This is a genomic window from Blautia faecicola (assembly GCF_004123145.1).
Lineage (GTDB): Bacteria > Bacillota > Clostridia > Lachnospirales > Lachnospiraceae > Oliverpabstia > Oliverpabstia faecicola.
Window position 1 is genome coordinate 1,886,099 of the sequence record NZ_SDKC01000001.1, and the last position, 25,473, is coordinate 1,911,571.

The following is a 25,473-nucleotide window of genomic DNA, read 5'->3' on the forward strand; positions in this document are numbered from 1 at the left end:
GTTAATCACCAGTTTCTTATGAAGGAAAAGATTTTCGTTCATTGCTCGAACAACCAAAAACAGAGTATTTTCAAATTTTGTTGTATCTCAAAATCAAAAATACTCTGTTTCTCTTAAATTATATATTTCTTATCACTGTTATTATCTTTTACACAGCCTCCACAACCGCAGACGGTGTTGCAAAGTTTCTGGCAGCTTCGCCTAATTTTACATATCCCTGATTATCCAGAGCTTCTTCTGCGATACTTACGCAGTTGTCTGCAGCTCGGTCCAGGTTGTAGAGGATGCCGGAGAAGTAGCCGGTCATCGCCGGATCGCATTTCTGATTCTTTACGCGGTTCAAGTGGGCTTTGTTGAATTTCTTTTCTGCTTTATGCAGTTTCTTTTTATTTTTAAATACCAGTTCCGCTTCCTCTTCGCTGCCCTGTTTTACCGCTGTCATCGCCTGACGCAGCAGAGACAGAAGGACATCGATACAATTTTCAATCTCCTTACCGGCTTCCTCGGAAAAGCTCATGCCATCGTCCTGGATTTTCATCCAGATGCTGTCGATATCCTGACACCGGTCGGCGATACGTTCGATATTGTTGGTTACATACAGAAGTCCTGCTGTTTGTTCAGACTGAAGCTCTGTCAGATTACCACTGGAAAACAATTTGGTGATATAGTCCGTGATTTCTTCCTGCAGGTGCTGGACGATATCCAGCTGATTTTTGAATTTTTCATATGCAGCTGAGGTCTTTTTCTGATTCAGAGAACCTTTCAGGCTGTTCAGCATATGTACGGCAAATCCTGCCAGATTCTCCAGTTCCTGAGATACCAGATACATCGCAGCCACCGGCTGATCAATCACTTTGTTATCCAGATACTTCGGTTCATAAACTACACCTGTGTTCTTATCTTCTCCGCGTATAATCGTGGTAACGATCTTCACCATAATCGGGATCAGCGGCAGCCATACCAGCGTACAGACCACGTTGAATGTCGTATGTGCATTGGCAATCTGGCGGGAGATCACATCGATCTCATTTCCTTTTGGAGAGATATAACGTATAAATTGTGCAAACCACGGAATGATCCAGATAAATACGCAGGTACCCGTGATATTGAAAAAGCTGTGTGCAATTGCGGTACGTTTTGCATCTTTGGATTGTCCGATGGATGCCAGAAGTGCTGTGATCGTCGTACCGATATTATCGCCAAGCAAAATCGGAATCGCTCCTGTCAGTCCGATCACGCTGCTGACACCGTCCGGTCCTGCCTGGGAAGCAAAGCTCTGAAGGACTGCGATCGTTGCAGAGGAACTCTGTACCACCAGAGTCATCACCGCACCGAGGACAACACCCAGCACCGGAACAGAAGATACTTTTCCCATCAGATCTACAAAGATCGGGCTTCCTGCCAGTGGTTTCATAACGCTGCCCATGATCTCGATTCCTTCAAACAAAAGTCCGAAAGAAAAGATAACCATACCAATATTTTTAACCTTTTCTTTTTTCCCTAAGAAGTTCAGCATGAATCCGATGAAGATCAACGGATAAATGTAATCACTGATTTTGAATGCCATCAGCTGGGCAGTCATCGTCGTACCGATGTTGGCTCCAAAGATAACGGAAATCGCCTGTGGCAGGCTCATCAGTCCGGCACTTACAAAGCCGATGACCATAACGGTAGTTGCCGAACTGCTCTGTAACACAGCCGTAACCAGGGCTCCGGCCAGCGCTCCCATGATCGGATTCTTCGTGAGAAATTCCAGAATCTTCTTCATCTTTTCTCCGGCTGCCTTTTGCAGCGCATCACTCATACTGTTCATTCCATAAAGGAACAGCGCCAACCCACCAATCAGCCCAAATACTACTTTTACATTTTCATTCATTTTGTGTTCTCCCTTTTCCGACAGCTGTCTGCTGCTCGATTCTTGAAATCATCTGTAAAATCTCTGTTATGAATCTGTATAATTCATTTACGGTTTACAGTATAGTGGGAGAACGCATATGGCTCTATCATGGTATTGTATGATTTTCGTTAAATCTGTGTAAAGCTGGTAGTTAGTTCCTGTTAACTCCAGTTAAAAGGTCAGGCGCATCTGATTCCAGACAGCATCGCCGTGGACAGATTTGTCTGTTACTCCTTCATTTTGGAAACCGAATTTTGCATAATAATGGATCAATGCATCTTTGCAGGTCAGCACCAGACCCTTCCTTCCCTGTTTTCTGGCATCTTCGATCGCCCGCTCCAGCAGTTCTCCTGCCAGCCCGCGTCTTCGATAAGCCGGGATTGTATTCACCCCGAAAATCATCTGCCAGGCACCGCTTTCGTCGTGCATGGAAGCTTTTTCATACATTTCATCCGTCAGATCCGGTTCGTTGGTGACAAAACCGTCGACGAACGCAACCAGTTTGTTGTCATTTTGCTCGTCGAACATCAGCCAGAAATGGTTGGCGTAATGAATAAGGCGGTCGGCGAATTCCTCTTTTGTGGCGGCTTCGGCCGGTGGGAAGCACTCGGACTCTACGGCGGCGATCTGTGGCAGATCATCTATGGTTGCAGTTCTGATTATCATGATATTGTATCCTCCAATTTATTATCTATTAACTTTTTTCTTTCCATTTCGCAGCTGATATCATTTTCGGGTATAGTCTGCGTGGTTGTGCATAATATTTTCAAAGAGCCATCCGACCAGCAGACATTTGGTACTCTATCCCAACACCGAAAACGCCATAACCGCAACTCCCAACACCACCAGGATCACTCCTGTAGCACGGTTCAGAGTCTTTGGCGTTGCTTTATTGGCAAATACGGCTGCGATTCTTGCCCAGAGGAAGGTAAAGACCACACACAGGATCCATACTGTCCAGTCTGGTGTGCCGCCGATGGCAAAGTGGGATACGGCTCCGGTGAGGGCGGTGAACGTCATGATAAATACACTGGTTCCCACGGCTGTTTTCAATTCATATCCGAGAACGGATGTCAGGATCAGAAGCATCATCATACCGCCACCGGCACCGATAAATCCGCAGATAAAGCCGATCATCACTCCGCAGATCACAGACTGAATCGCACGTTTTTTCGCAGACACCTGTGCCATGGCTTCTTTTGTAGTCATGACCGGGCGAAGGATGAATTTGATACCGAGCAGAAAGGTCATGAAGACGGAGAAATTTCCCATCGTTGTGGACGGTACCAGGCTGGAAACGTAACTTCCCACTATGGTAAACAACAACACGGTAACCATCATGATCAGACCATTTTTTATATCGAGATTCTTATTCTTCCCATAAGTATATGCGGATACGGCACTTGCCAGCACATCCGAGGACAATGCGATTCCCACTGCCATGTAGGGATCCATTCCCAAGAATGTGATCAGCATCGGGCTGATGACCGCCGCCGCACTCATGCCGGCAAATCCGGTCCCGAGACCTGCACCCATACCTGCAAAAAATGTAACAATTACTGTCAGTAAAATACTCATTTCTTTTTGTTCTCCTTTTGATATGTATTCAGATTTTCCTCTGTCTGTTCCATCACCTGTTCAAAGATCTTTCTGGACTCCGCAGGCACACCGGAAAATAAGGTTTCGATAAATGTTTTCTGAATCTCACATCCCTGTCTCCAGACATGCTCCGCTTTCCGGGTACAGATTAGTTCTGTCTTTCTCCGGTCGCCCGGAACCTCCCGGCGTTCGAGATATCCTTCCTGCACCAACCGTTCCACATGGATGGATACCAGATTCGCCTTGATCCCGCGGATCTTTACAATATCTGCGGCATTTTTATACTGCGGATTATTTTTCAGGAACATCAGGATATCCAGGGATGTCTGCGGAATGCCGGTCTGCTGGCATAACGGTCGGCACAGCTGATTATAGACATCCAGCAATTTATGTATATACTCAATGCTTATCATGCCTTCTATACCTCTCTTTCATTTTTAGAATGTTCATTTTTGAATTATTTTAACATGAAATTCCTATCATTACAAGCGTGAAATAATCATTACATTTTCATGAATTATACTATATCTTTCTGTCTATATAATACCTTCCTTCTATTTCTTACAAAATCCTGAAGTTTGTGGTAAAACATGTCAGAATTTGTTATGATACGGGTAGAACATATAAATTTTGAGGGAGGATTTCAATATGTTTAAGGAAAAAATACGTGTACTACTTCTCGGGGGAAGTCTGACGGATCACGGCAGCTATGCAGATGGCAATTATCAGGGATATCCGGTTGTCATTACAACGGAATCGACGGTTTACCACGTTCGTATCAATGCCGTCTCCACACAGGATCCGGACAACGCACAGCTGGCACAGTATCTGGAATACCAGAAGCAAAATGTCAAACACCTGGCAGACTATTCCTGTACTTCTACTTCCGCCTTACTGACCATAAAAATGCCGGCAGTAAACGGAAACAAAGTTCCGGATATGATCAACAGTGTCGTAGATCCTCTGATTCAGTATCTTCATGGCGGTAACTATCAGCCTTGCTGTGAGTCCTGTGGCAGCACACAGGAATATCTGTCAAATTATGAGGTTAATGGTTCCTACCATTATCTGTGTACTTCCTGTGCACAGCAGATCGAGCAGAATCTTCAGCAAAATCAGCAGACAACCCGTGCAAAAAAGAGTAATCTGGTTGCCGGACTCGTAGGTGCTTTCGTCGGTTCTCTGATCGGATGTGTGCTCTGGGTACTGATCTATCGGCTCGGATACATCGCGGGTATTGCCGGTGCAGTCACTGCAATCTGCGCACTGCGTGGATATGAACTGCTTGGCGGTCATCTGGATCGGAAGGGTGTGATCATTTCCACTGTGATGATGCTGGTGATGATTTTCTTTGCCAATCGGCTTTCCTGGACCTGGGATGCTTACGATGCACTGAAAGACGAAGGATACACCTTTTCCGAGTGTTATCAGTATCTGGATAACATTCTGGATCTTTCCGAACTCACCGGAAGCTATTACAGCGATCTGTTCATCGGATACGGACTTACCTTACTCTGTAGTGTACGGCGCATCATCGACGCTTTCCGCACCAGTAGTGGAAGTTATCGCATGAAGAAGGCGCAGTAATCACCATAGATTCTGTAATAGAATCATTCGAGCAATAAACACAAAAAGACAGAAATCGGAATCGTCCCGTACCATTGGTACATGTCTGAAACAGATTTCTGTCTTTTTTATTTACGCGAGCAACGATTCAAAGTCCGTACTTGCACGAGACCCTGACGACTATCGCAATAACGAGTAAAAAAATCCCGGGAATACCTTTCACATCTTCTAGAGCGTGTCTGAAAAAGGCTCTCCGGAAATGATTTTTCAGACACGCTCTAGTTCTGCCACCGGATCTCACCTTTCTGAATCAGTGGATACCGTGCCAGTATGGTTCCGTCCAGATTCTCACGATGCATATCAACCGCAGTGATCTGATGATTTTCATAGCTATTATAATAGTAGATTCCCTTCTGAGCATTCCAGCAGGAAGTGTAGATCGTGATCTCATATTTTCCGTCTGCCACCTCACAGCATCCTCTCTGCTGGTCCACCGATCCCAGAATGTGGAAAAACTGGCTGACACTTTCCGCCTCAGAATCTCCCGATACTGCATGTGCTCTGGTAAATGCCACTTTTGCAAAGCGGGAAGTAGAAGAAAGATCTCCCGGAAGTCCAAGTGCACCCATGCCGCGGCTGTAGGTCTGTAATGGCAACTGCTCGGAAAAATGATTCTCCGGCTGTTTCGGTGACAGATGCATATACTGATTCAATAAAAACATCTGCTGTTCAAATGGCGGATTATTGGTCAGTACACCTGCCGGATTATCATAAACCTTCAGTCCCTCCCGGACACATTCGATGGTGATACACGCATATTTGTCCGCCAGAATCCAGTGCAGCTGTGCCGCCGGAAACTGTGGGGCGAATACGGTTCCCACCAGATTCATTTCTGCCAGCATTTTCTTCGCTTCCTCCACGGACGCGCACTGGGAAAGGATCCATGGAATAAACTCAAACTGAGCCACATTTTCCCGTCCCTCCTGGATTTCCTGGTAGACAGCGTTTCCTACGAAGTTCAACCCTGCCATTCCAAGGCCTTTTTCATTGACCGCATCGTAATACAGCGGGTAATCGTCCGCTACATGTGCCATACCAATGATCGCATAATGATTTTCCAGTTCTTCCATATGGCGAAAATGAAACGGATAATTTCTTGGTGTTACTGTAATCTCATCTCCATAGGAGAATTCATAATCCAGCGTCCGTCCCATATAAAAATCTTTTGTCTTATAAGTAGCTGCTGTACACATTTCCATCTGCTCCTTTTATCCAAAATACTTGCATGGCTGTTCTGTTTTTTCTCATTGTTCCGATACTTTCATAATTTTCTCTGCACTGGAAGGATCCCAGGAAGAAATCTCCAAAACTGCATCCGGAATCTGCTGATCTCCGGAATCTGGATTATGGAACCAGACGCAGGACATTCCTGCTGCTTTTGCCGCCTTTCCTCCATTAGTGGAATCTTCTACTACCATACATGCGGAAGAATCTAATAACAGTGCTTCTGCCGCAGCAAGAAACGTATCCGGTGCCGGCTTTGGATGTGCCATATTTTCTCCACTGATAAAAGCAGAAAAATACTGAGCCAGGTCAAGATCCTTCAACACTTTTTGGATCACATCCTCCGGAGAAGAAGATCCGACTGCCAGCAGATATCCTTCCTGATGTAGTTTTTCCAGAACTTCCCGGATTCCTTCACATTGCGGGAATCCTTCTTTTTCCACGATTTCCTTTTTCTTTTCTTCCATTCTCCGGTTCATCGTCGGATAATCCTCGAAAATATCACCGTAAGCATCCACCATCAGCTGCCGGAAAACTTCTCTGGTAGAACCGATGCACGGTTTGTAAATCTCATAGTCCAGCGTGATTCCGTCCTCTTTCAGCACTTCCTGCCAACACCGAAAATGCAACGGTTCCGTATTGACCAGAACACCATCCATATCAAAAATGATCCCTTTTTTCTCAGCCAGTCGATTAGCTACTTTCGTATACGAGGGAACCGGCACACCATACAGTTTTCCCATGCGAACCACTTCGTATACCAGTCCGTCGATTTCTGATGGTTTCCCAGCCATTACATCCCTCTGCATAGAAGTAGTTGTTTCCGGTGCAAGAGTAGACAAAATATGTAAATTAACATCTACCATGTCTTTTTGAAACGGAACGCCCATAGCATCTGCAAGTGCTGCGATTTCCTGGATCATCGAACAAAACAGTTCCCGCGGAGCGCCCTCTTCCTGAAAATCCCCCGCTACTGCGTTACAGTACAGTCCTGCTGCTCCGATCGGGGAGACATAGGAGAATTTTTCCAGTGCTTCTCTGCGGATATTTTCGGATAAAATACCGTCGATGGCACTGTCCGCAAAATCCTGACGGATCTCTTCGAATTCCGGTCTCCAGTCTGCTTTTTCTCGCACTCCATAAACAATCCGCAGGATCTTTCCATGCTGCAATAACACACCCGGTTCTTTGATGTTGGCAGATACATAGATGCATCCGTCTGTCACCAGAAGTTCCGGCAGTTTTTTTTGCAGTTTTGCACCGGTTCCATAGATATTCAGAATCGGAATCACGATCGTATCCGGTTTTGCCACGCGGCGGATAAACGGGACGGTATCTTCTAGTGAATACCCTTTTACACACACCAGGATCACATCCGGTTGTTCCTTGTAGTGTTCCATATCCGTTGCTTTCACAGCAATTGTCTCAGGATTCGGATCCCAGAGACGCTCCAGAGTCAATCCATGCTCTTTCATAGCTTCCAGATGACGGCCACGGGCAATCAGTGTCACATCTTTTCCTGCCTTTGTCATAAAATATCCCACAACTCCGCCGGTTCCTCCGGCTCCTATGATTGCATATTGCATTTGTGTTCTCCTTTTTTCTTTGCATCTGCCACAGATTCTGATAGTATTCAGAACATAATCATAATATTATGTACGAGATAGTTATTATTCACCAAATAACACTTCTCTGTTTGTTCCGTAAAAGATTTCATCATGACCGGACAATTTTTTCAGGATCTCTTCCATCCGATCCCAGTTCTGATCCACGTCAAACTCATAACTGTGTCCCCACAGATAGAAAAGCTGTGGTTCCTCACTGTCAGATGCCAGAAAACGGTCAATCAGATCCATCACATCCGCATCATTATGATGGCAGGTTGGATTCAGTGTCAGCGGCTCTTCCGGAATTCCAAAATTTCCGGTCCGCTCTACCGTACGGGAATAACGGATACCACAGGCACGCGCAATATCCACTACTGTATCGTTATAAGTACCAAACGGATACGCCATTCCCACAACAGGCTGCCCAAACCGTTCTTCCAGATTTTTCTTGTCTTCCAGAATCTCATTGCGGATCGTCTCTTCATCATATTTGGGAAGATCTGCATGCGTCAGACAATGTGCTGCAATCTCATGTCCCTGATACAGTTCTTTTAAACCTTCAGTGTTCATTCGATGAATCAGAAGCCCCTTGGGATGTTCCCATACATTTGCATAAGACTGCGTACCGCTGTTTAAGTTAAAGGTGCCTTTTACACCATAAGTATTCATCATTTCCACCAGACGGCGATCCTGTGTCACACCATCATCGTAACTGAATGTTACTGCTTTTTTCTTTCCATTCCACATAACACTTATCCTCCTTGGGCAATTTTAGTGTACCCAGTCATCTGTCACACTTTCTTTCATATTTATTACTCAAGCACTTTCTCTACCATCTGTGCATCGATCGTTATAGATTGCATATGATTGACTTCAATCTGATACAGAGCATTGGCTGCGATATGCTCTGCGGCCTGTTCCAGATCACGGATACCGCTGGTATTCGCATGTTTCTGAATGATTCTGTCCAGCCCCTCAGCTGTCAGAATAATTTCATTTTCTTTCAGACTCATTCGCTTCAGTACTTTCGGCAGTGCATATTTTGAGAAAATAATTTTCTTCTCTTCATCTGTATAATCCGGAATGTCGATCACCGCAAAACGGGACATCAGCGGTGCACTGATCTGGGATTTGTCGTTGGCGGTGGCGATCGGATAGACACCTACCGTAGGGATCATACATTCCATATAGTTATCGGTGAATCCCAGGTTATCAAGCAGGGTCAGCAGAACATCCGCCGGGTTTCCGTTTCCTTTTCCGGAGGCTGCTTTGTCCAGCTCGTTGATGATAAATACCAGATTGGACTCTCCTGCCATCGAAAATGCATCCATGATGATACCGGGTTTTGCATTGGCATAGACACGGGAGCTTCCGGTCAGCTGTTCCGGATCATTGATGGAACTCATATCCAGGGTTGTCCACGGCAGTTTCAGGATTCTTGCAACCGCATAGGCAATCTGTGATTTTCCTGTTCCGGCAGGTCCTACCAGAAGCAGACCGTATGCCGGTAACGTATGCGTACGGTTGATCTGGATGATCGTCTCGATAATTCTCTGTTTTACCTTCTCCATGCCGTACAGTTCTTCATCGAGGATTCTTCTTGCTTCCTGCGGGTCGATAGACTCAAAGTAATTACTCTTCCACTGTACATTCATCATAATCGACAGTGCTCTCTGTGCATGCCGTCTCTCTTCCGGAGATACCTCATGGGATTTTGCAACCGCCAGGTTTCTTCTCGCCCAGAGACGAATATTATCCGGCAGTGTTTTTCCGGCGCAGGTCATAAAGTCGGTGATGCTCTGTATACTGGTCAGTTTCATATCATCGCCGATTTCTTCTGCATCCTCATCTTCCTCGATTTCTTCCGGTGCATTGCTTGCCAGAAGACGTTCGATCATAAACTGTAAAAAACCATCCTCCGCCGAAAGTTTGGTGCCGCCGCCGAAAGCGATCTCACGGATCTTATAAACGGCATACCCATTTTCTCGGTTCTCACCGGACAGCCGGATATGAATATGATTGCCGCCGAGCCATTTTAACAGACTGACAAAACGGGCATCGATCTGCAGGATGTCCGCGGATACGATACCGTCTTCCTCCTCAAATTCAAAAGTTGTCTGTTTCGCCGGATTGGAAAAGAATCCGCTGGAATGATGTTTCCACTGCCGTTTTTTATTATCCAGCACCAGCATCGGGCGTTCCGGTGTAGCGGTGGATTCGTCGGAGCGGAAGGTTGTATAAGTACAGGTCAACGGTTTGTCTTTATCCGGGGTATTATTAAAATCAAATACTGGCATTGTAATTTCTCCTTTATCACCGTTCCGTTTTTAACTCTCATCACCGGAACAGTTCTTCTGTTTTTTCGATTTCCTTTTTTGCTCGTAACTGTGAAGGTACTGAACAGTTACCCTGTCACACTTTAACAGTTTACCATGATTTTCCGAAAAAAAAAAGTGAAAACGTTACTAAACCATTATGATCCGTCCCATTTCCGCTGAAGTTCTGTGGGAAATCGAGATTACCGTTCGGTTTTCCGATACGCGCCGCAGTGCCTGTAAGACTTCCTTTTCCGTCTCCACATCCAAATTTGCCGTGATCTCATCCAGCAACAGAATCGATGGTTCTGCAACTGCTGCCCTGGCGATGGATAACAATTGCCATTGCCCCTGCGAAAAGATCTCCGGGGTACACACGGTATCGTAGCCATTTTCCAGACTGGCGATCGAATCTTCAAGACCAGTCAGTCTTGCTGCCGCCTGCACCTGTTTTTCCGTGATGCTCCGATCATACAGTGTGATCTGCTCACGCACCGTACCCGGCACCATATGGAAAGACTGCTCCACATAGCCAAACAGCGATCTCCTTTCCTCTTCCGGAACTTCTGTAGCAGAAACATTACCGATCCGTATGCTTCCACTCTGCGGCTCATACAGACCAAGCAGCAGCTTCAGGATCGTACTCTTTCCGGCACCGGTACGCCCGGACAATGTGACCTGTTCGCCTTTTTTCACCTCAAAACTCACACCTTCCAGAACCAGATGTTCGTCATAGCCAAAGACTACATTTTCAAAGGATACCGCGGTCTGATCTCCGGCATCTGCCGTATGTATCTTATCTATTGTAACCTGTTTTTTCTGTTCACTGATATCTTTTGCTGTTTTCCGGACACCCTGTCGTTTTCCGCTCGCTCTGTCTGCTTCATCCGCCTCCAGATTGAAAAACTCATTGATTCTGTGAATACCTGCCATCGCTGACTGGATCGTCTGAATCTCCATACCAAGGCTTTCTACCGGTGTGAAAATCTGGGAAATATAATTGATCACGGCTACTGCTGTTCCGGCAGACATTCCAAAGAATGTCAGAATCTGCTGATCGCCAGATGCAGATAACAGCATCACAACAGCAACCACAACCGCGTTCAGGATCAGAATCACCGGTGAATAGATCGCATCATAGAAGTTCGTTCGTTCCATCGCCCGATAGCTGTCGCTGATATATTTGTCATACCGCTCTTCCATATATTTTTCTTTTCCAAAGCAATGGATCGTCCGAATATTGTGAATCGTCTCCGGCACATGACCTGAGGCACGGCCTACTGCTCTTCGATTCTCGATCTGCGCGGTTAACATATTTTTCTGTACATGTCTGGTAAACCAGAACAAAAATGGCAATAAAAACAGTAAAACCAACGTCAATCCCTTATTCCGAAACCAGATCACAGCCAGGATACTCAAGATCTTACACGTATCCGCAAACATACTGATGATTCCGGAAGTAAACAGGTTCTCTACCGTATCCACATCTCCCACAAACCTAGATACCATCGTTCCCGGCTCCTGCTGATTGATCGTATCTGCACTGAGGCCGAGAAACTTTTCCATCAGGCGGCTTCGAAGTGCATGCGTGATCTTCTGTCCGAAAACAGTCAGAAGACTCTCGCGCGCCGTATCCATAAAACCGGTCAGGGCAAGCACAACAAAATAGAGGACAAAGAACGAAAACGCTACCGCATCTCCTTCCGTAATACTGTCCACGATTTTTCCAAGAAGAAGCGGCGGGATCAGAGAGGCTCCGATGGCTCCAAGTACCGCGATCAGGATCCCGATCGACAGCCATTTTTGTCTTTTTACTGTAGTAATCAGAATATTTCGTACATTTCCTTTATGCTTCATGACTGTCCTCTCCTTCCTGTGTGGTAAATAATGCTGTATACGCCGGTACTTTCTGCAACAGTTCCTCATGTGTTCCTACGACTGTTTTTCCCTCGTCCATCCAGATGATCTGATCCATCTGTGGAAACAGATACAGTCGATGTGACAAAAGCAACACGATTGAATCACGGGTCATCGCCCGTACATTGGCAAACACTTCTTTCTCCGTCGATTTATCCAGTGCAGAAAACGGATCATCAAGTACCAGTAACGGCTTTTTATGGCACAGTGTTCTTGCCAGTGCCACACGCTGTGCCTGACCTCCGGAAAGGCGAACCCCACCATTTCCAATCAAGGTATCCTCTCCCTCTTCCATATCAGAAACTTCCCGGTCAATACACACTGCTTTCAGATAGGTTTTCAAATCTTTTTCGTCTCCCAACAACACATTATCTCTGACGCTGTCATGAAACAGCTCCGGATCATGCCCCAGGTAGGCTACGATACCCTTACGTTCTGCCTCTTCCATCTGCAGCAAATCTTTTCCTGCAAATCGTATCGTTCCCTCATATGGACATTCACATAAAAATAACTTCCCAAGAGTTGATTTTCCACAGGCTACCGGACCGGTCACGCCGATGATCTGTCCCGGTTTTGCTGAAAAAGTCACATGTTCCAGCACGCGCTTTCCATCCGGATAAGCAAATGAGACATCTTTTACTTCCAGATATCCAGGTCTCCATTCTTTTCCGTCTTCTTCCTCGTTTACCGAGTCAAGCAGCGGACGGATACGATTCCAGGAAACCTGCGCTTTATGTACGGCATTGAAGAGTTTTGCCGCACTGGATGATTTTGTAGAAAGCTTCACAAAGCATGCCAGAAACGTGGTAAATGTTGCGATTGACCAGCTGCTCCATCCGCTTCCCAGTATGTTTTTCTGACCAAAATACAGAATAAACAATACACTGGTCATAGAAATCACTTTATAAATCGGAGGCATGGCACTGTTCCAGATATTTGCCTTTACCGCGGATGTTTCATAATCGGTAAGATTCTTCTCATAAGCCATCTGCCGGTCTCTCTCACAGCCAAACACCCGGTAGGTGACAGCGTTCTGTGCACGATCAAGAGTCACTGCGCTCAATACTCCGCACTGCTTTTTATATGCTGCTCCGGTTCTCTGGATCATCCGTTTCATCTTCTCCGCTGTAATATATGAAATCGGCGGAAAGATCATACACAGCAGAGCAAGCCGCCAGTCATACCACAAAAGCATGCCTGCATAGGCAGTCAGAGCCACACCGGTATCAAAAATCTCCGTCGTGAATTTACGCATTCCCTCCACACAATCATCTACATCCAGGATGGCTTTTGTCATGATGGTTCCTTCCCCTTCTTCCCGAAGACTCGCCCTCCCCCTGGTCACAAGACTGTGATACAGGATCTCTTTCATTCTCCGGTTTACATTATTTGCAAACCTGCGTACATAAAAACGTTTGACATATCTGGATACCTGTACGATCCCGATTGCTGCCACATAACCGATTACAAGAAACAGCATATTGGCAAAAGTTCCGCTGCCTCTCAGAATATCCACCAACATTCCCGTCATCCGTCCCTCAAACCACGGTTCCGCCAGAAGTCCCAGGTTATAGATCAGGCCGGAGATTGTAATTGTAAGAAGAACTTTCCATTCTACCCGAAAATACGAACCGATTTTTTCCGGACAAAACTTCTCATCCTCTCTCTTCTTTTGCAGTTCCTTGTTTTTCATCCCCGTCATTCTCCTCTTTTGCCAAAATCCGTGTAATATTTTCAAATCCTGCCTATCGTTCTCTTTTTCTATTCGTATAAGAGCTTCAAATATCTCCCTCTTTATATTTTTTCATTAATTTAGCCAGTGCTTTATTTTCTCCTGCAAGAATCAAAATCTCTCCTCTGCACAGGTTTTCTTCCGGATTGATGCTGACGCAAATCGTTTCCCCCCTCTTGATTGCAATAACATTAATTTCATATTTTTTTCGAAGATTCAGTTCTTCCAGATTATGATCGATCCAACTATCCGGAACCGCAAGTTCTACCATCGAAAAGGAATCTGACAGCATAAAGAAATCCTGAAATCCTCCTGAAATCAGGTTTTTACCAAGACGGATACCCGTTTCGATTTCGGCCATCACTACACGGTCTGCACCGATCTTTTTCAGAATCTTGGCATGCATCTGATTCATCCCCTTGGCGATTACCAGTGGCACACCTGCCTCTTTTGCCTGCAATGTCGCCAGAATGCTTGACTCCATATCTTCTGAGATCCCTACGATCACCACATCCATGTTACTGATTCCCAGCGATTCAAATACACGGCTGTCCGTCACATCTGCCCTTGCAGCATAAGTCACATAATCTGCTATCTCCTGCACCAGTTCCTGGTCTTTATCCACTGCCAGAACCTGTTTTCCTGCCTGTGACAGTGTCTGTGCCACAGCATAACCGAATTTTCCAAGTCCGATTACTGCATATTGTTTATCCATGATTTTAATTTTCCTTTCTGTTAATCTGTTCTCCCCTATTCTTTTATCCAATCAGAATCCTCTGTTCCGGTCTCTGAATATCCGCATCCACATGTCTTGTTCTGCGCCCAAGGGCTACCGCAAGTGTAATCGGCCCGATTCGTCCCATATACATAACAAGTATAACAATGATTTTCCCTGCTGTCGGAAGCTGTGAAGTCAGAGAACGGGTCAGTCCCACCGTCGCCACCGCCGAAACAACCTCATAGGCACAGTCCAGAAGCGGATAACCACTGACGGCAACCAGAAGGATTGTGGCCGTAAGAGCAGTAGCCAGTGCAAAAAAGAAAATCACCACCGCAGAGCGGATATTTTCTTCCACAACTTTTCTTCCCCATACTACCGTATCATGATTTCCACTGATATAAGAAGTAACCAGCACGATAAGAAGAGCAACCGTAATTGTCTTCACACCACCGGCTGTTCCCATCGGTGAACCGCCGATAAACATCAGAATCATGCTCACCATCGCAGACCCATCCGTAAAATTTTTCTGTGGAATCGTCTCAAATCCGGCTGTTCTTGTTGTTATGGACTGAAAAAAAGCAGCCATCACTTTCTCTCCCGGTTTCAGATCTCCGAGAGACCCTGTATGATTCCAGTCCAACAGGAGGATCAGAAGTGCCCCGCCTGTGATCAGGATTACTGTCGTCGTCAATACCAGTTTTGTATGAAGGGTAAATCCGCGGATAAAATTTTTTCTGGTTCGTTTTCCTCTCAGCAGATCCTGCACATGCTCGATCACTTCCCACCAGACGGGGAAGCCAAGTCCGCTCAAGATAATTAGTCCCATGGTTGTAACATTCATCAGAGGATTGGTTACAAAAGGCGCAAAAGAAGATTCACCTACCAGATCGATTCCTGCATTGCAAAACGCGGATATCGAATGGAAAATACTGTACCCGATTCCTCTCCACAATCCATAATGAGGAACAAACCAAAAGCTATAACATATCGCTCCTGCAATCTCAACCACCGCTGTTCCGATCAGGAGTCTTCTGACAATTCCCACGCTTCCTTTCAGCACCGGCAGATTATAGGTATCCTGAATCAGTTTGCGACTCTGCAGGCTGATTTTTCTTCGCAAAACCAGAAATATCATGATCAGACATGCCATGATTCCAAGCCCGCCAAACTGAATCAGCCCCAGAATCACAATTTTTCCAAACACGCTCCAGGTGGTTGCAGTGGGCACGGTCACAAGGCCGGTTACACACACAGATGTAGTCGCCGTAAATAACGCATCAAGCCAATATACGCCCTTTCCACTGGCCGATGAAACCGGCAGACACAAAAGAAGCGTTCCCAGTATGATCACTACACCAAATCCGGTCATCATAATTCTTTCTGCCGGCGTATGCCACTGCCTTTTTTTCTGTTTTTCAGACATCCTCTTTTTCTCTTCTTTCCTATATTTTTTCCAAAATATCAACTTTCTGTTTCATTTCTGATATTTTACAACCAATGATTCTTCTTTTAGAATCCGAAATCTGCATAATCCTCCGGAAGAAATCTGTGGTAAATGATATGGCAGCCCTCATCTTTAAAACAGTAGTAATATGGATCTTCCGAGTCCACAAAGCGGATCATCAGGTCAAATTCTCCGTTGTCCATCGGTTCCATCGCGCACTCAGATGTCTGACTGCGGAATAATTCTTTTACCTCATCCAACGTCGTTCCGTGTTTTGTAAGCAACTGTACCAGTGCAAAGATAAATGCATTCTCGTCCCGGTGTTCGTGCACATATTCTGTCGCATGTTCCGACAGAAAGAAGCAGAAACGATCTCCTTTGTGCGATACCTGTACTTCCCCGAATATTTCTTTTGTTGCCCTCGGAAATCCTTCCAGTGACTCCTGCATCGCCTCCGCATCACCTTCGCTTTCAAAAAAATGATGCAGAGAACTCAAAGGATAATACAGCCGGATCGGTTCTTTCATATATCCAAGCTTTGCCTGTTCCTCTGCAATCACATCGATCAGACTGTCCTGCAGTTTTTTATATCCATTTTCGTACATAATTCTATAATCCTTTCTGGCTGGCCCCTTCGACCGCCGGTCGTCGATGGTGTCAGGCACCATTAAATTTTTATGAAATATTTTCACAGCTATGTGAATTATATAATCTCACGGATATTTTCGCAAGCAGAAAGAACATCCTGTACATTTAAAACTGTACAGGATGTTCTCCCTTACACTTTTATTCTTTATTTCATACTGTCGGGTTATTCTTCCCCTTTGTCTACCTTGCTGGCTCTTGCTTCAATTTCTCTTTCCTGTACATCGCCAGGTGCCTGCTCGTAACGGGCAAATGTATAAGAGAAATCACCGGCTCCACCTGTCATGGAACGAAGTACCGTTGCATATCCGTAGATCTCCAGTTCCGGAACATCTGCTTCTACGATGGTATATCCCTGTTTATCCGGGTTCATACCAAGCACACGACCACGCCGTTTGTTCAGATCACCCATAACATCACCGGTAAATTTATCCGGTACACGGATCTGCATATTTACGATAGGCTCTAACAGAACCGGCGAAGCTGCCAGGAAACCGTCTTTGAATGCCATCTTTGTTGCTGTCTTGAATGCCATCTCAGAAGAATCTACCGGATGATAAGATCCATCATACAGAACCGCTTTCACACCGACTACCGGGTATGCCGCCAGAGGACCGGATACTACAGATTCCTGCAGACCTTTTTCTACTGCCGGGAAGTAGTTCTTCGGAACGGCTCCGCCGACAACGATCTGCTCAAATACATATGGTGTATCCAGATCACCGGATGGTTCAAAGGTCATCTTTACATGACCATACTGGCCATGTCCACCGGACTGTTTTTTATATTTTTTATCAATATCTGATTTTTTACGAATGGTCTCACGGAAAGCTACTTTCGGTTTGGAAAGTTCCACATTCACTTTATACTGTTCCTGCAGTTTGCTGACGATCACGTCTATATGCTGGTCACCCATGCCATAAAGAAGAGTCTGACGGTTTGCAGAATCATTGACTACTTTCATTGTCAGATCTTCCTGACACATCTTGGAGAGTGCCTGGGAAATCTTATCCATATCTGCTTTGTTCACTGCTTTGTAGCGTTTGCAGGTATATGGAATGGAAATCTCCGGTTTGCCGTAGAATACCGGGACAGCTTTTGTTGCCAGAGTATCGCCAGTACGCAGTTCGTTAATTTTGGCTACGGCTCCGATATCACCTGCATGAAGTTCCGGAACCTCAATCGGTTTTGATCCTTCCATAACATACAGCTTGCCGATCTTCAGTTCTTCTTCTCTTTCTACATTATATAAGGTATCTCCGGACTTGATAACACCGGAACAAACTTTCAACAGTGAGTATTTTCCGATAAACGGATCTACGATCGTCTTGAAGACCTGTGCGGATTTTGGCATGGTGAAATCATAGTCAGCTTCGAAAATTTCACTGGTTGATTTTACGATACCGGCGCGTTCTCTCAGATTCGGGCTCGGGAAGTATCCACAGATATCGTCTAACAGGATCTTAACACCCTGCAGATTGACCGGAGATCCCATGCATACAGGAACCAGACTTCCATCACCTACGCACATGGATAATGCTGCGGAAATCTCGGTTACGGAGAATTCTTCGCCCGCAAAATAGCGATCCATGAATTCTTCACTGGTCTCTGCTACGGCTTCGAGTAAGATCTCTCTGTATTTTTCCAGATATTCTTTGGAATATTCCGGGACCTCACATTCTTCTTTTTTGTCTTTTTCGATGTAACGACGACCTTTGTTCTTTACGATGTTGATATATCCGACAAATTTTCCGTCTTCACGAAGCGGCATGTGCAGCGGAGCGATCCGCTTGCCATACAGCTCGGTCAGATCTTCTACTACCTGACGGTAGCTGACATCATCCATATCCATCTCTGTTACGAAGAACATACGCGGCAGTCTGTATTTTTCACACAGTTCCCATGCTTTCTGGGTTCCTACCTGTACGCCTGATTTACCGGAGATCACGATCACTGCTGCGTCGGCGGCTGCAACTGCCTCTTCAGCTTCTCCTACGAAATCAAAGAATCCAGGTGTATCTAAAATATTTACTTTTACCTTATCCCATACAACCGGCACGGTGGAAGTACTGATCGAGAATTTTCTCTTGATCTCTTCTTTGTCGTAATCACTGATGGTATTGCCATCTGTCACCTTGCCTAAACGATTTGTAATACCTGAAAGATAAGCCATAGCTTCTGTCAGTGTAGTCTTACCTGCTCCGCCATGACCAAGCAGCACTACATTCCTTATTCGGTCAGTTCTAAAAACGTCCATATGTAATACCTCCCAAAAATTAGTATGGTTATATATTACTAAATTTCTTCGAATATTTCAAGTTATTTATGAAATATTGACAATTATTTTCCGAACTTTTTTGATCTATGTTTGTATATTTTATGTTTTTTGTGTATAAATTGTTTCTTTTTTGTATATTTTATCTTCATTTTATGAAATTTTTCTCAGAGGAACTGTTTTTTCTATACTGTGTGCCTTTTTCTCTTCTCTTTTCCTTCTATGCTTTTTGGCGTTAAAGTTCCATAGTTTAAAGTGCTAAATCATTGACTTTTCCCCTCCTGTGTTTTACAATGGTGAAAGTACGCAAAATACACGCGTAATTACGGAGAAAGGATTTTGACAGACAACTATGAGTGATTCACTGAATATAGGATTTATCGGTCTGGGGCTGATCGGCGGATCCATCGCCAAATCTCTGAAACGTTTTCACCCGCAGACTAGAATTTTTGCATATACCAGAACGGAAGCTACGCTGGATCTTGCCGTGTCTGAGGGTATTGTGGATGTAAAATGTACGAAAGAAGATGAGGCATTTGCTTCCTGCGATTATATTTTCCTCTGCGCGCCGGTTCACGACAATATTTCTTATCTTGAATGGCTGAAGGATCATATAAGTCCGGACTGTATTATTACGGATGTGGGAAGTGTAAAAGGTGAGATCCATCAGGCGGTTCAGAAACTTGGTCTGGACGATCATTTCATCGGAGGACATCCAATGGCAGGTTCCGAAAAGACCGGTTTTGAAAATGCTACCGACATGCTGATTGAAAATGCTTACTATATTCTGACGCCGGGCGGACAGATTGATATCCCACGCCTGACACAGTTTATGGAGCTGATTTCTTCTCTGGGAGCGATCCCTCTGGTACTTACTTATGAAGAGCATGATTACATCACCGCAGCTGTGAGCCACCTGCCACACATCATCGCTTCTACGCTGGTCAACGCCGTACAGAAGATGGATACGCCGGAGGAAAATATGAAACTGATCGCAGCCGGAGGTTTTAAGGATATTACCCGTATTGCCTCTTCTTCTCCTGTGATGTGGCAGCAGATCTGCCTGGAAAACCGGTCAATGATCTCCAAAGTGCTCGACGAGTATATCCGCCTGATCGTACAGGCAAAATGCTGGGTGGATAATGGTGATTCAGATGAAATCTATAATATGTTCAGTAATTCCAGAGAATACCGCAATTCTCTTCCGGAAGCGAGCAAAGGGGTAATCGAGAAGATTTATGCCTTTTACTGTGATATTTATGACGAAGCCGGTGGTATCGCTACAATTGCCACACTGCTTGCGATGAATTCAATTAGTATTAAAAATATCGGCATCATTCACAACAGAGAATTCGAGGAAGGTGTTCTTCGGATCGAGTTTTATGATGAGGAATCCTGTGTGAAGGCACAGGGTGTTTTGAAAGAACGGAATTATACACTTCATATTCGGTAAGGAGGATGTACATATGGAACTTATGCAGGCAAAAATGCCTCTTCGCGGAGAGGTGAAGATTCCGGGAGACAAGTCGATCTCCCACCGCGCTGTGATGTTTGGTGCACTGGCTGACGGTACGACAAGAGTGACGAATTTTTTGCAGGGAGCGGATTGTCTTTCTACGATCTCCTGTTTCCGCAAGTTAGGAATCGATATTGAAAATACACAGGAGGAAATCCGGATTCATGGGAAAGGCCTTCACGGGCTTACTGCTCCGACAGAGATTCTGGATACCGGTAACAGTGGAACTACAACACGACTGATCTCCGGTATTCTTGCCGGTCAGAATTTTACCACAACACTTACCGGTGACGCATCGATCCAGAGCCGGCCGATGGGAAGAATCATCAAACCGCTTTCTATGATGGGTGCTACGGTCGAGAGTCTGAAGGAAAACCAATGTGCACCGTTACAGATTCAGGGACACCCATTGACTGCGATTCATTATCAGTCTCCGGTAGCCTCTGCGCAGGTCAAATCCTGCATCCTGCTTGCCGGACTGTATGCGGACGGTGTCACATCGGTTACGGAACCTTATCTTTCGAGAAATCATACGGAGCTGATGCTCTCCCACTTCGGTGCACAGGTCACCAGTGAGGGAACCACGGCTTCGATTGCTCCGGATCCGGAACTTCACGGATTGGATATTTCTGTTCCGGGAGATATTTCTTCCGCTGCTTATTTTATCGTGGCTGCTCTTTTGGTTCCGGGTTCTGAAGTGCTGATCAAAGATGTGGGAATCAATCCTACCAGAGATGGGATTCTTCGTGTCTGCAAGGCAATGGGGGCTGATATCACCCTGTTAAACGAACGGACAGCCGCCGGCGAACCGGTTGCTGATCTTCTGGTTCGACACAGTGAACTTCACGGTACGGTCATTGAGGGGGAACTGATCCCGACTTTGATTGATGAAATTCCGGTTCTGGCGGTTTTGGCTGCTTATGCAGATGGAACTACGGTGATTCGAAATGCGGAAGAACTGAAGGTGAAGGAATCGAACCGACTGGATATTATGGTGAACAGTCTGGGAGCTATGGGATGTGATATCGAGGGTACAGATGATGGTATGATCATCAGAGGTGGCAAACCGTTGCATCATGCTTCTATCGACAGTCATCTGGATCACAGGATCGCGATGTCGTTTGCAGTAGCCGGTCTGGTTTCCGAAGGGGGAGTGGAAGTACTGCGGGCGGATTGTGTGGATATTTCTTATCCGGAGTTTTATGCGGATCTTGGTAAGCTGATGAAGTAATATTTTTTATTGGCTAGAGGGACGCCGAGAGCTGCGGGAAACCGGGGTGGACAACATGGGCAGGGCAACTTTGAACTAGCCGCTAACTTCGACTATATTCACTTGGGTCAGCTGACCCAAGTGAAAGTCTTCGTAAGCGTCGGATTTCAAAGCTTGCCCTAACCGCCCATAAAGTGTTGTCCACCCCGGTTTCCCGCAGCTCTCGGCTGTTTCCTGGCAAAACAAATTTGAAACAACCGTTAATTTTTCGTCATATCTTTCCAGTTGCACGCAATGACAATTTTTATCGATACCCAGCCCAGCAGGGCAAAAAGATGCCTTTCAAAAGCATTTTGCGGGCGGTTAGGGCGAGTTTTAAGATCCTGTGTTTAGTAAGACTAGGCGATGAGCGGCTCTCCGCGAATCATGTACATCGTTGAAAAAACTCCCCATATCAATCACGCAGGATGCAGATTCGAGTGTACAGGTAAAAAAACGTAGGCGTAGCGGGCTACGCTGAGGCTTTTTTGTCTGTGCAATCGGATTTGCAGACAAGCGAGTGATATGGGGATTTTTTCATAAGATGTACAAGTCGCACTTAACACATAGCTTAAAATCGTCCTGCCCACTGCTTTTGCAGGGGAGCTTTTTGCAATTTGGGGCGTACGCCTTGAATATCTTATTTGTAGAAATCTACAACATCTTCCGGATTATAGTACACTTTATCCTGCTCTTCTATCGTCGCTTTTCCATCTTTCACATCAATAATCGTTACCGCGCAGTTTGGCGGTACGTGACCTCTCCAGAAGTCGTCTTTCCGGCCGTCAATGTAATAGAGAAAGGCCCGTGTCGAGCAGCCGTGTGCTGCTATTAGAATTGTTTTATTCTGGTAGTCCGGGTTGTGGATCAGATCCTCGTAGAAGGCACCGCAGCGGTCAATCATCTGCTGAATAGATTCGCCGTCTTTCGGTGGCTTGTAACCGAAGGGATCCGTGAAGAACTGTTCAAAATCTTTTGACGGAATCTGATAATTCTTCCTTCGACAGCAAAGCCCTTCCCATTCTCCGAAACTGATCTCTTCTATTCTCTCATCCGTAAGAATCGGTATATTTCTGTCACCCAGTACCAGTCTGGCGGTCTCGTAAGCCCGCTTTAACGGGCTTGCGATTGCCAGGTCAAAATGCACATCTTTTAATTTTTCACCGGTGATTTTTGCAAGGCGGATACCATTTTCGTTCAGTTCAATATCCGTTCTTCCCTGCAGCCGTCCCAGTGTGTTCCATGGAGTTTCTCCATGACGAATCAGATATATTTTCATCTTTTTTACTTTCTAAGCTGGATTCCCATGCCTTCCAGACCATTCAGGATCTTGTTCATAGCGCCATTGATTTCTGCTTCTTCCAGAGTTTTCTCTTTGGAGCGGAAGGTCAGAGAATAAGCAACGGACTTAAATCCTTTTTCGATCTGATCACCTTCGTAAATATCAAACAGTTCGAAGTGTTCCAGAATCTTTCCACCTCTCTGTGCGATCATATGCTCGATCTGTCCAACCATGATGTCTTTCGGTACTACCATGGAGATGTCACGGTTTACTGCAGGGAATTTTGCGATTCCTTCGTATTTGCGGTCGAAGGATGCATGTTTTACGACATTCAGGATATCCAGAACTGCCACATATGCGCGCGTTCCGATACCATAGGTATCAGCTACTGCAGGATGCACTTCGCCCAGATAACCCATCACTTCATTTTCGTAGCTGATCAGAGCCTGGCGACCCGGATGCAGGAAAGTCTTACCGGCTTTCGGATCGTACTCAGTTTTCTTATGCATACCGATCTGATCGAAGAACTCTTCTACCACACCCTTCATATCAAAGAAATCACCATCTCCGTACATACCCAGAGTGAACATCATACGTTCATCCGGCAGTTCGGTCAGAGGAAGTTCTTTTGGCAGATATACATTGCCCAGTTCGTACAGACGGACATTTTTATTTCTTCTGTTATAGTTGGTTGCCAGAGAAGTCAGCATACCATTCAGAGAAATGGTTCTCATGATACTGAAATCTTCACCCAGCGGGTTGGAGATTGTGATTGCTTTTCTCAGTTCATCCTCTGCCGGAATCTGCAGTTTGTCAAATACCTTCGGGCTTTCGAAGGAATAGCAGTATCCCTGGGAGAATCCACAGTACTCAGCCACATCTCTTGCCACTTCTTCGATTCTCAATTTAAATGGCAGTTTTCCTGTTGTTGCCTCACCACTTGGCAGTGTGGTCGGGATATTGTCATATCCGTAGAAACGTGCAACTTCTTCTGCGATATCTGCGGTACGGAAGATATCATGACGGAAAGTCGGAGCAACGATCTCGTTAGTTGCTTCATCATACGCCAGTTCTACTCTGGACAGATACTCCAGCATATCTTCTTTGGAAATATCGGTTCCCAGCAGGCTGTTGATTTTTTCCGGCTCAAACGGTACTCTTACCGGCTCTTTTTTCTTGGTATATACATCAGCCATACCACCGACAACTTCACCGGCTCCCAGTTCTTCCATCAGCTGGCAGGCACGGTCGATGGCTGCCTGCGCATTATTCGGATCCAGACCTTTCTCGAATTTTCCGGAAGCATCGGTACGAAGTCCGATTCTCTTTGCAGACAGACGGATGTTCGGACCATCAAAGCATGCCGCTTCGAACAGAACGGTTTTTACATTGTCTGTGATCATGGAATTTTCTCCACCCATGATACCTGCGATACCGATGGATTTTTCTCCATCACAGATCATCAGGACATTTTCATCCATCTGACGTTCCTGTCCGTCCAGAGTAACAAATTTTTCGTCTTTTCCGGCACGGCGTACATGGATCTCATGGTTTGCGATCGTATCCAGATCATAGGCATGCATCGGCTGACCATATTCTTCCATGACATAGTTTGTGATATCTACCAGGTTGTTGATCGGGCGGATACCGTTGGCTGCCAGACATCTCTGCATCCATTTCGGTGACGGACCGATTTTTACATTTTTTACGACTCTTGCACAATAACGTGGGCAGAGATCTTTATCTTCTACAGTTACTTTTACATAATCGTTGATATCTTCGTCGTTACCGGTAGCTGTTACAACCGGAGGAACGAATTTTTTCTGGAAAGTAGCTGCTGCTTCTCTTGCGATACCCAGTACACCGTAGCAGTCTACACGGTTGGAAGTGATCTCATATTCGATCACTGCATCGTTCAATCCCAGTGCTTCGATCGCGCTTGCACCAACGATAGCATCTTCCGGGAAAATATAGATTCCGTATTCCGGAGCTTCCGGATACATTTCTCTTGTGGAACCCAGTTCTTCAATGGAGCACATCATACCGTAGGAATCCACACCACGCAGTTTTCCGGCTTTGATCTTGATTCCACCCGGAGTTTTCTTACCGTCGTGTCCGCCTGCAACTCTTCCGCCCGGAAGAACAACCGGAACTTTGTCTCCTTCTTTTACGTTCGGAGCACCGGTAACGATCTGTGTTACTTCATTTCCTACATTGACCTGGCAGATAATCAGTTTATCTGCATCCGGATGTTTTTCGATCTTTTCGATCTGTCCGATCACGATATTTTCCAGATCGGCATCCAGTAATTCATATCCTTCTACTTTTGTTCCGGACAGTGTCATCGCATCTGTATATTCCTGAGCTGTAACGTCCAGATCCGGGACAAACATTTTAATCCATGATAAAGATGTATTCATTCTT

The 25,473-nt window shown here is 45.5% G+C and carries 19 protein-coding genes; 3 read left to right on the forward strand and 16 right to left on the reverse strand.

Annotated features, from left to right (window positions below):
• Positions 1–148 precede the first annotated feature (148 nt).
• From ETP43_RS08450 to ETP43_RS08465, 4 genes are all read right to left on the reverse strand, one after another.
• A complete protein-coding gene (locus ETP43_RS08450) occupies positions 149–1,876 on the reverse strand; it encodes a Na/Pi cotransporter family protein (protein ID WP_129257747.1) in 1,728 nt (575 codons plus the stop codon).
• 192 nt (positions 1,877–2,068) lie between these two features.
• A complete protein-coding gene (locus tag ETP43_RS08455) occupies positions 2,069–2,563 on the reverse strand; it encodes a GNAT family N-acetyltransferase (RefSeq protein ID WP_129257748.1) in 495 nt (164 codons plus the stop codon).
• A 135-nt stretch (positions 2,564–2,698) separates the two neighbouring features.
• Entirely contained in the window at positions 2,699–3,475 is a 777-nt protein-coding gene (locus ETP43_RS08460; RefSeq protein ID WP_022172378.1) for a sulfite exporter TauE/SafE family protein, read from the reverse strand.
• On the reverse strand, positions 3,472–3,909 hold the full coding sequence (locus ETP43_RS08465) for a MarR family winged helix-turn-helix transcriptional regulator (protein ID WP_106491630.1): 438 nt from the start codon (positions 3,907–3,909) through the stop codon (positions 3,472–3,474). Before ETP43_RS08465 ends, ETP43_RS08460 begins: the two co-directional genes overlap by 4 nt.
• A gap of 235 nt (positions 3,910–4,144) precedes the next feature.
• On the opposite strand from ETP43_RS08465, the gene ETP43_RS08470 reads away from it, so the two are divergent.
• Positions 4,145–5,083: a hypothetical protein gene (locus tag ETP43_RS08470; protein WP_129257749.1), complete on the forward strand. Its 939-nt coding sequence runs from the start codon at positions 4,145–4,147 to the stop codon at positions 5,081–5,083.
• A gap of 257 nt (positions 5,084–5,340) precedes the next feature.
• Here ETP43_RS08470 and bsh read toward each other — a convergent pair whose 3' ends face one another.
• From bsh to ETP43_RS08520, 10 genes are all read right to left on the reverse strand, one after another.
• Positions 5,341–6,315, reverse strand: coding sequence for a choloylglycine hydrolase (gene bsh / locus ETP43_RS08475; protein ID WP_129259538.1), 975 nt, complete (start codon positions 6,313–6,315; stop codon positions 5,341–5,343).
• Positions 6,316–6,366: 51 nt separating this feature from the next.
• Positions 6,367–7,932, reverse strand: a complete 1,566-nt coding sequence (locus ETP43_RS18050; protein WP_129257750.1) for a 2-dehydropantoate 2-reductase — start codon at positions 7,930–7,932, stop codon at positions 6,367–6,369.
• Positions 7,933–8,016: 84 nt separating this feature from the next.
• Positions 8,017–8,700, reverse strand: a complete 684-nt coding sequence (locus tag ETP43_RS08485) for a polysaccharide deacetylase family protein (RefSeq protein WP_129257751.1) — start codon at positions 8,698–8,700, stop codon at positions 8,017–8,019.
• 65 nt (positions 8,701–8,765) lie between these two features.
• Positions 8,766–10,250 carry an AAA family ATPase gene (locus ETP43_RS08490; protein ID WP_129257752.1) on the reverse strand — a complete coding sequence of 495 codons (1,485 nt, stop codon included), beginning with the start codon at positions 10,248–10,250 and terminating at the stop codon, positions 8,766–8,768.
• Positions 10,251–10,418: 168 nt separating this feature from the next.
• The gene (locus ETP43_RS08495; RefSeq protein ID WP_129257753.1) at positions 10,419–12,125 is read right to left on the reverse strand and encodes an ABC transporter ATP-binding protein; all 1,707 of its coding nucleotides are present in this window, start codon (positions 12,123–12,125) and stop codon (positions 10,419–10,421) included.
• On the reverse strand, positions 12,115–13,878 hold the full coding sequence (locus ETP43_RS08500; RefSeq protein ID WP_129257754.1) for an ABC transporter ATP-binding protein: 1,764 nt from the start codon (positions 13,876–13,878) through the stop codon (positions 12,115–12,117). The genes ETP43_RS08495 and ETP43_RS08500 overlap by 11 nt, the downstream gene beginning before the upstream one ends.
• 85 nt (positions 13,879–13,963) lie before the next feature.
• The gene (locus tag ETP43_RS08505) at positions 13,964–14,632 is read right to left on the reverse strand and encodes a potassium channel family protein (RefSeq protein ID WP_118635265.1); all 669 of its coding nucleotides are present in this window, start codon (positions 14,630–14,632) and stop codon (positions 13,964–13,966) included.
• A 43-nt stretch (positions 14,633–14,675) separates the two neighbouring features.
• Positions 14,676–16,061 (reverse strand): TrkH family potassium uptake protein, encoded by a 1,386-nt coding sequence (locus tag ETP43_RS08510; protein WP_129257755.1) that lies wholly within the window; start codon positions 16,059–16,061, stop codon positions 14,676–14,678.
• 86 nt (positions 16,062–16,147) lie between these two features.
• Positions 16,148–16,687 (reverse strand): DUF3877 family protein, encoded by a 540-nt coding sequence (locus tag ETP43_RS08515; protein ID WP_129257756.1) that lies wholly within the window; start codon positions 16,685–16,687, stop codon positions 16,148–16,150.
• Between the two features lie 206 nt (positions 16,688–16,893).
• Positions 16,894–18,984, reverse strand: coding sequence for an elongation factor G (locus ETP43_RS08520; protein ID WP_129257757.1), 2,091 nt, complete (start codon positions 18,982–18,984; stop codon positions 16,894–16,896).
• Positions 18,985–19,354: 370 nt separating this feature from the next.
• On the opposite strand from ETP43_RS08520, the gene ETP43_RS08525 reads away from it, so the two are divergent.
• The gene (locus ETP43_RS08525; RefSeq protein WP_129257758.1) at positions 19,355–20,455 is read left to right on the forward strand and encodes a prephenate dehydrogenase; all 1,101 of its coding nucleotides are present in this window, start codon (positions 19,355–19,357) and stop codon (positions 20,453–20,455) included.
• Between the two features lie 22 nt (positions 20,456–20,477).
• Positions 20,478–21,749 carry a 3-phosphoshikimate 1-carboxyvinyltransferase gene (gene aroA / locus ETP43_RS08530; protein WP_456297956.1) on the forward strand — a complete coding sequence of 424 codons (1,272 nt, stop codon included), beginning with the start codon at positions 20,478–20,480 and terminating at the stop codon, positions 21,747–21,749.
• 658 nt (positions 21,750–22,407) lie between these two features.
• On the opposite strand, the gene ETP43_RS08535 is transcribed toward aroA, so the two are convergent.
• Both ETP43_RS08535 and pheT read right to left on the reverse strand, forming a co-directional pair.
• The gene (locus ETP43_RS08535) at positions 22,408–23,046 is read right to left on the reverse strand and encodes a histidine phosphatase family protein (RefSeq protein ID WP_129257760.1); all 639 of its coding nucleotides are present in this window, start codon (positions 23,044–23,046) and stop codon (positions 22,408–22,410) included.
• Between the two features lie 5 nt (positions 23,047–23,051).
• Positions 23,052–25,469, reverse strand: a complete 2,418-nt coding sequence (gene pheT / locus ETP43_RS08540) for a phenylalanine--tRNA ligase subunit beta (RefSeq protein WP_129257761.1) — start codon at positions 25,467–25,469, stop codon at positions 23,052–23,054.
• Positions 25,470–25,473 lie beyond the last annotated feature (4 nt).

Coding starts and splice junctions, on each gene's coding strand:
- ETP43_RS08450 (WP_129257747.1), bottom strand. CDS start 1,876: ATGAATGAAAATGTAAAAGTAGTATTTGGGCTGATTGGTGGGTTGGCG.
- ETP43_RS08455 (WP_129257748.1), bottom strand. CDS start 2,563: ATGATAATCAGAACTGCAACCATAGATGATCTGCCACAGATCGCCGCC.
- ETP43_RS08460 (WP_022172378.1), bottom strand. CDS start 3,475: ATGAGTATTTTACTGACAGTAATTGTTACATTTTTTGCAGGTATGGGT.
- ETP43_RS08465 (WP_106491630.1), bottom strand. CDS start 3,909: ATGATAAGCATTGAGTATATACATAAATTGCTGGATGTCTATAATCAG.
- ETP43_RS08470 (WP_129257749.1), top strand. CDS start 4,145: ATGTTTAAGGAAAAAATACGTGTACTACTTCTCGGGGGAAGTCTGACG.
- bsh (WP_129259538.1), bottom strand. CDS start 6,315: ATGTGTACAGCAGCTACTTATAAGACAAAAGATTTTTATATGGGACGG.
- ETP43_RS18050 (WP_129257750.1), bottom strand. CDS start 7,932: ATGCAATATGCAATCATAGGAGCCGGAGGAACCGGCGGAGTTGTGGGA.
- ETP43_RS08485 (WP_129257751.1), bottom strand. CDS start 8,700: ATGTGGAATGGAAAGAAAAAAGCAGTAACATTCAGTTACGATGATGGT.
- ETP43_RS08490 (WP_129257752.1), bottom strand. CDS start 10,250: ATGCCAGTATTTGATTTTAATAATACCCCGGATAAAGACAAACCGTTG.
- ETP43_RS08495 (WP_129257753.1), bottom strand. CDS start 12,125: ATGAAGCATAAAGGAAATGTACGAAATATTCTGATTACTACAGTAAAA.
- ETP43_RS08500 (WP_129257754.1), bottom strand. CDS start 13,878: ATGAAAAACAAGGAACTGCAAAAGAAGAGAGAGGATGAGAAGTTTTGT.
- ETP43_RS08505 (WP_118635265.1), bottom strand. CDS start 14,632: ATGGATAAACAATATGCAGTAATCGGACTTGGAAAATTCGGTTATGCT.
- ETP43_RS08510 (WP_129257755.1), bottom strand. CDS start 16,061: ATGTCTGAAAAACAGAAAAAAAGGCAGTGGCATACGCCGGCAGAAAGA.
- ETP43_RS08515 (WP_129257756.1), bottom strand. CDS start 16,687: ATGTACGAAAATGGATATAAAAAACTGCAGGACAGTCTGATCGATGTG.
- ETP43_RS08520 (WP_129257757.1), bottom strand. CDS start 18,984: ATGGACGTTTTTAGAACTGACCGAATAAGGAATGTAGTGCTGCTTGGT.
- ETP43_RS08525 (WP_129257758.1), top strand. CDS start 19,355: ATGAGTGATTCACTGAATATAGGATTTATCGGTCTGGGGCTGATCGGC.
- aroA (WP_456297956.1), top strand. CDS start 20,478: ATGCAGGCAAAAATGCCTCTTCGCGGAGAGGTGAAGATTCCGGGAGAC.
- ETP43_RS08535 (WP_129257760.1), bottom strand. CDS start 23,046: ATGAAAATATATCTGATTCGTCATGGAGAAACTCCATGGAACACACTG.
- pheT (WP_129257761.1), bottom strand. CDS start 25,469: ATGAATACATCTTTATCATGGATTAAAATGTTTGTCCCGGATCTGGAC.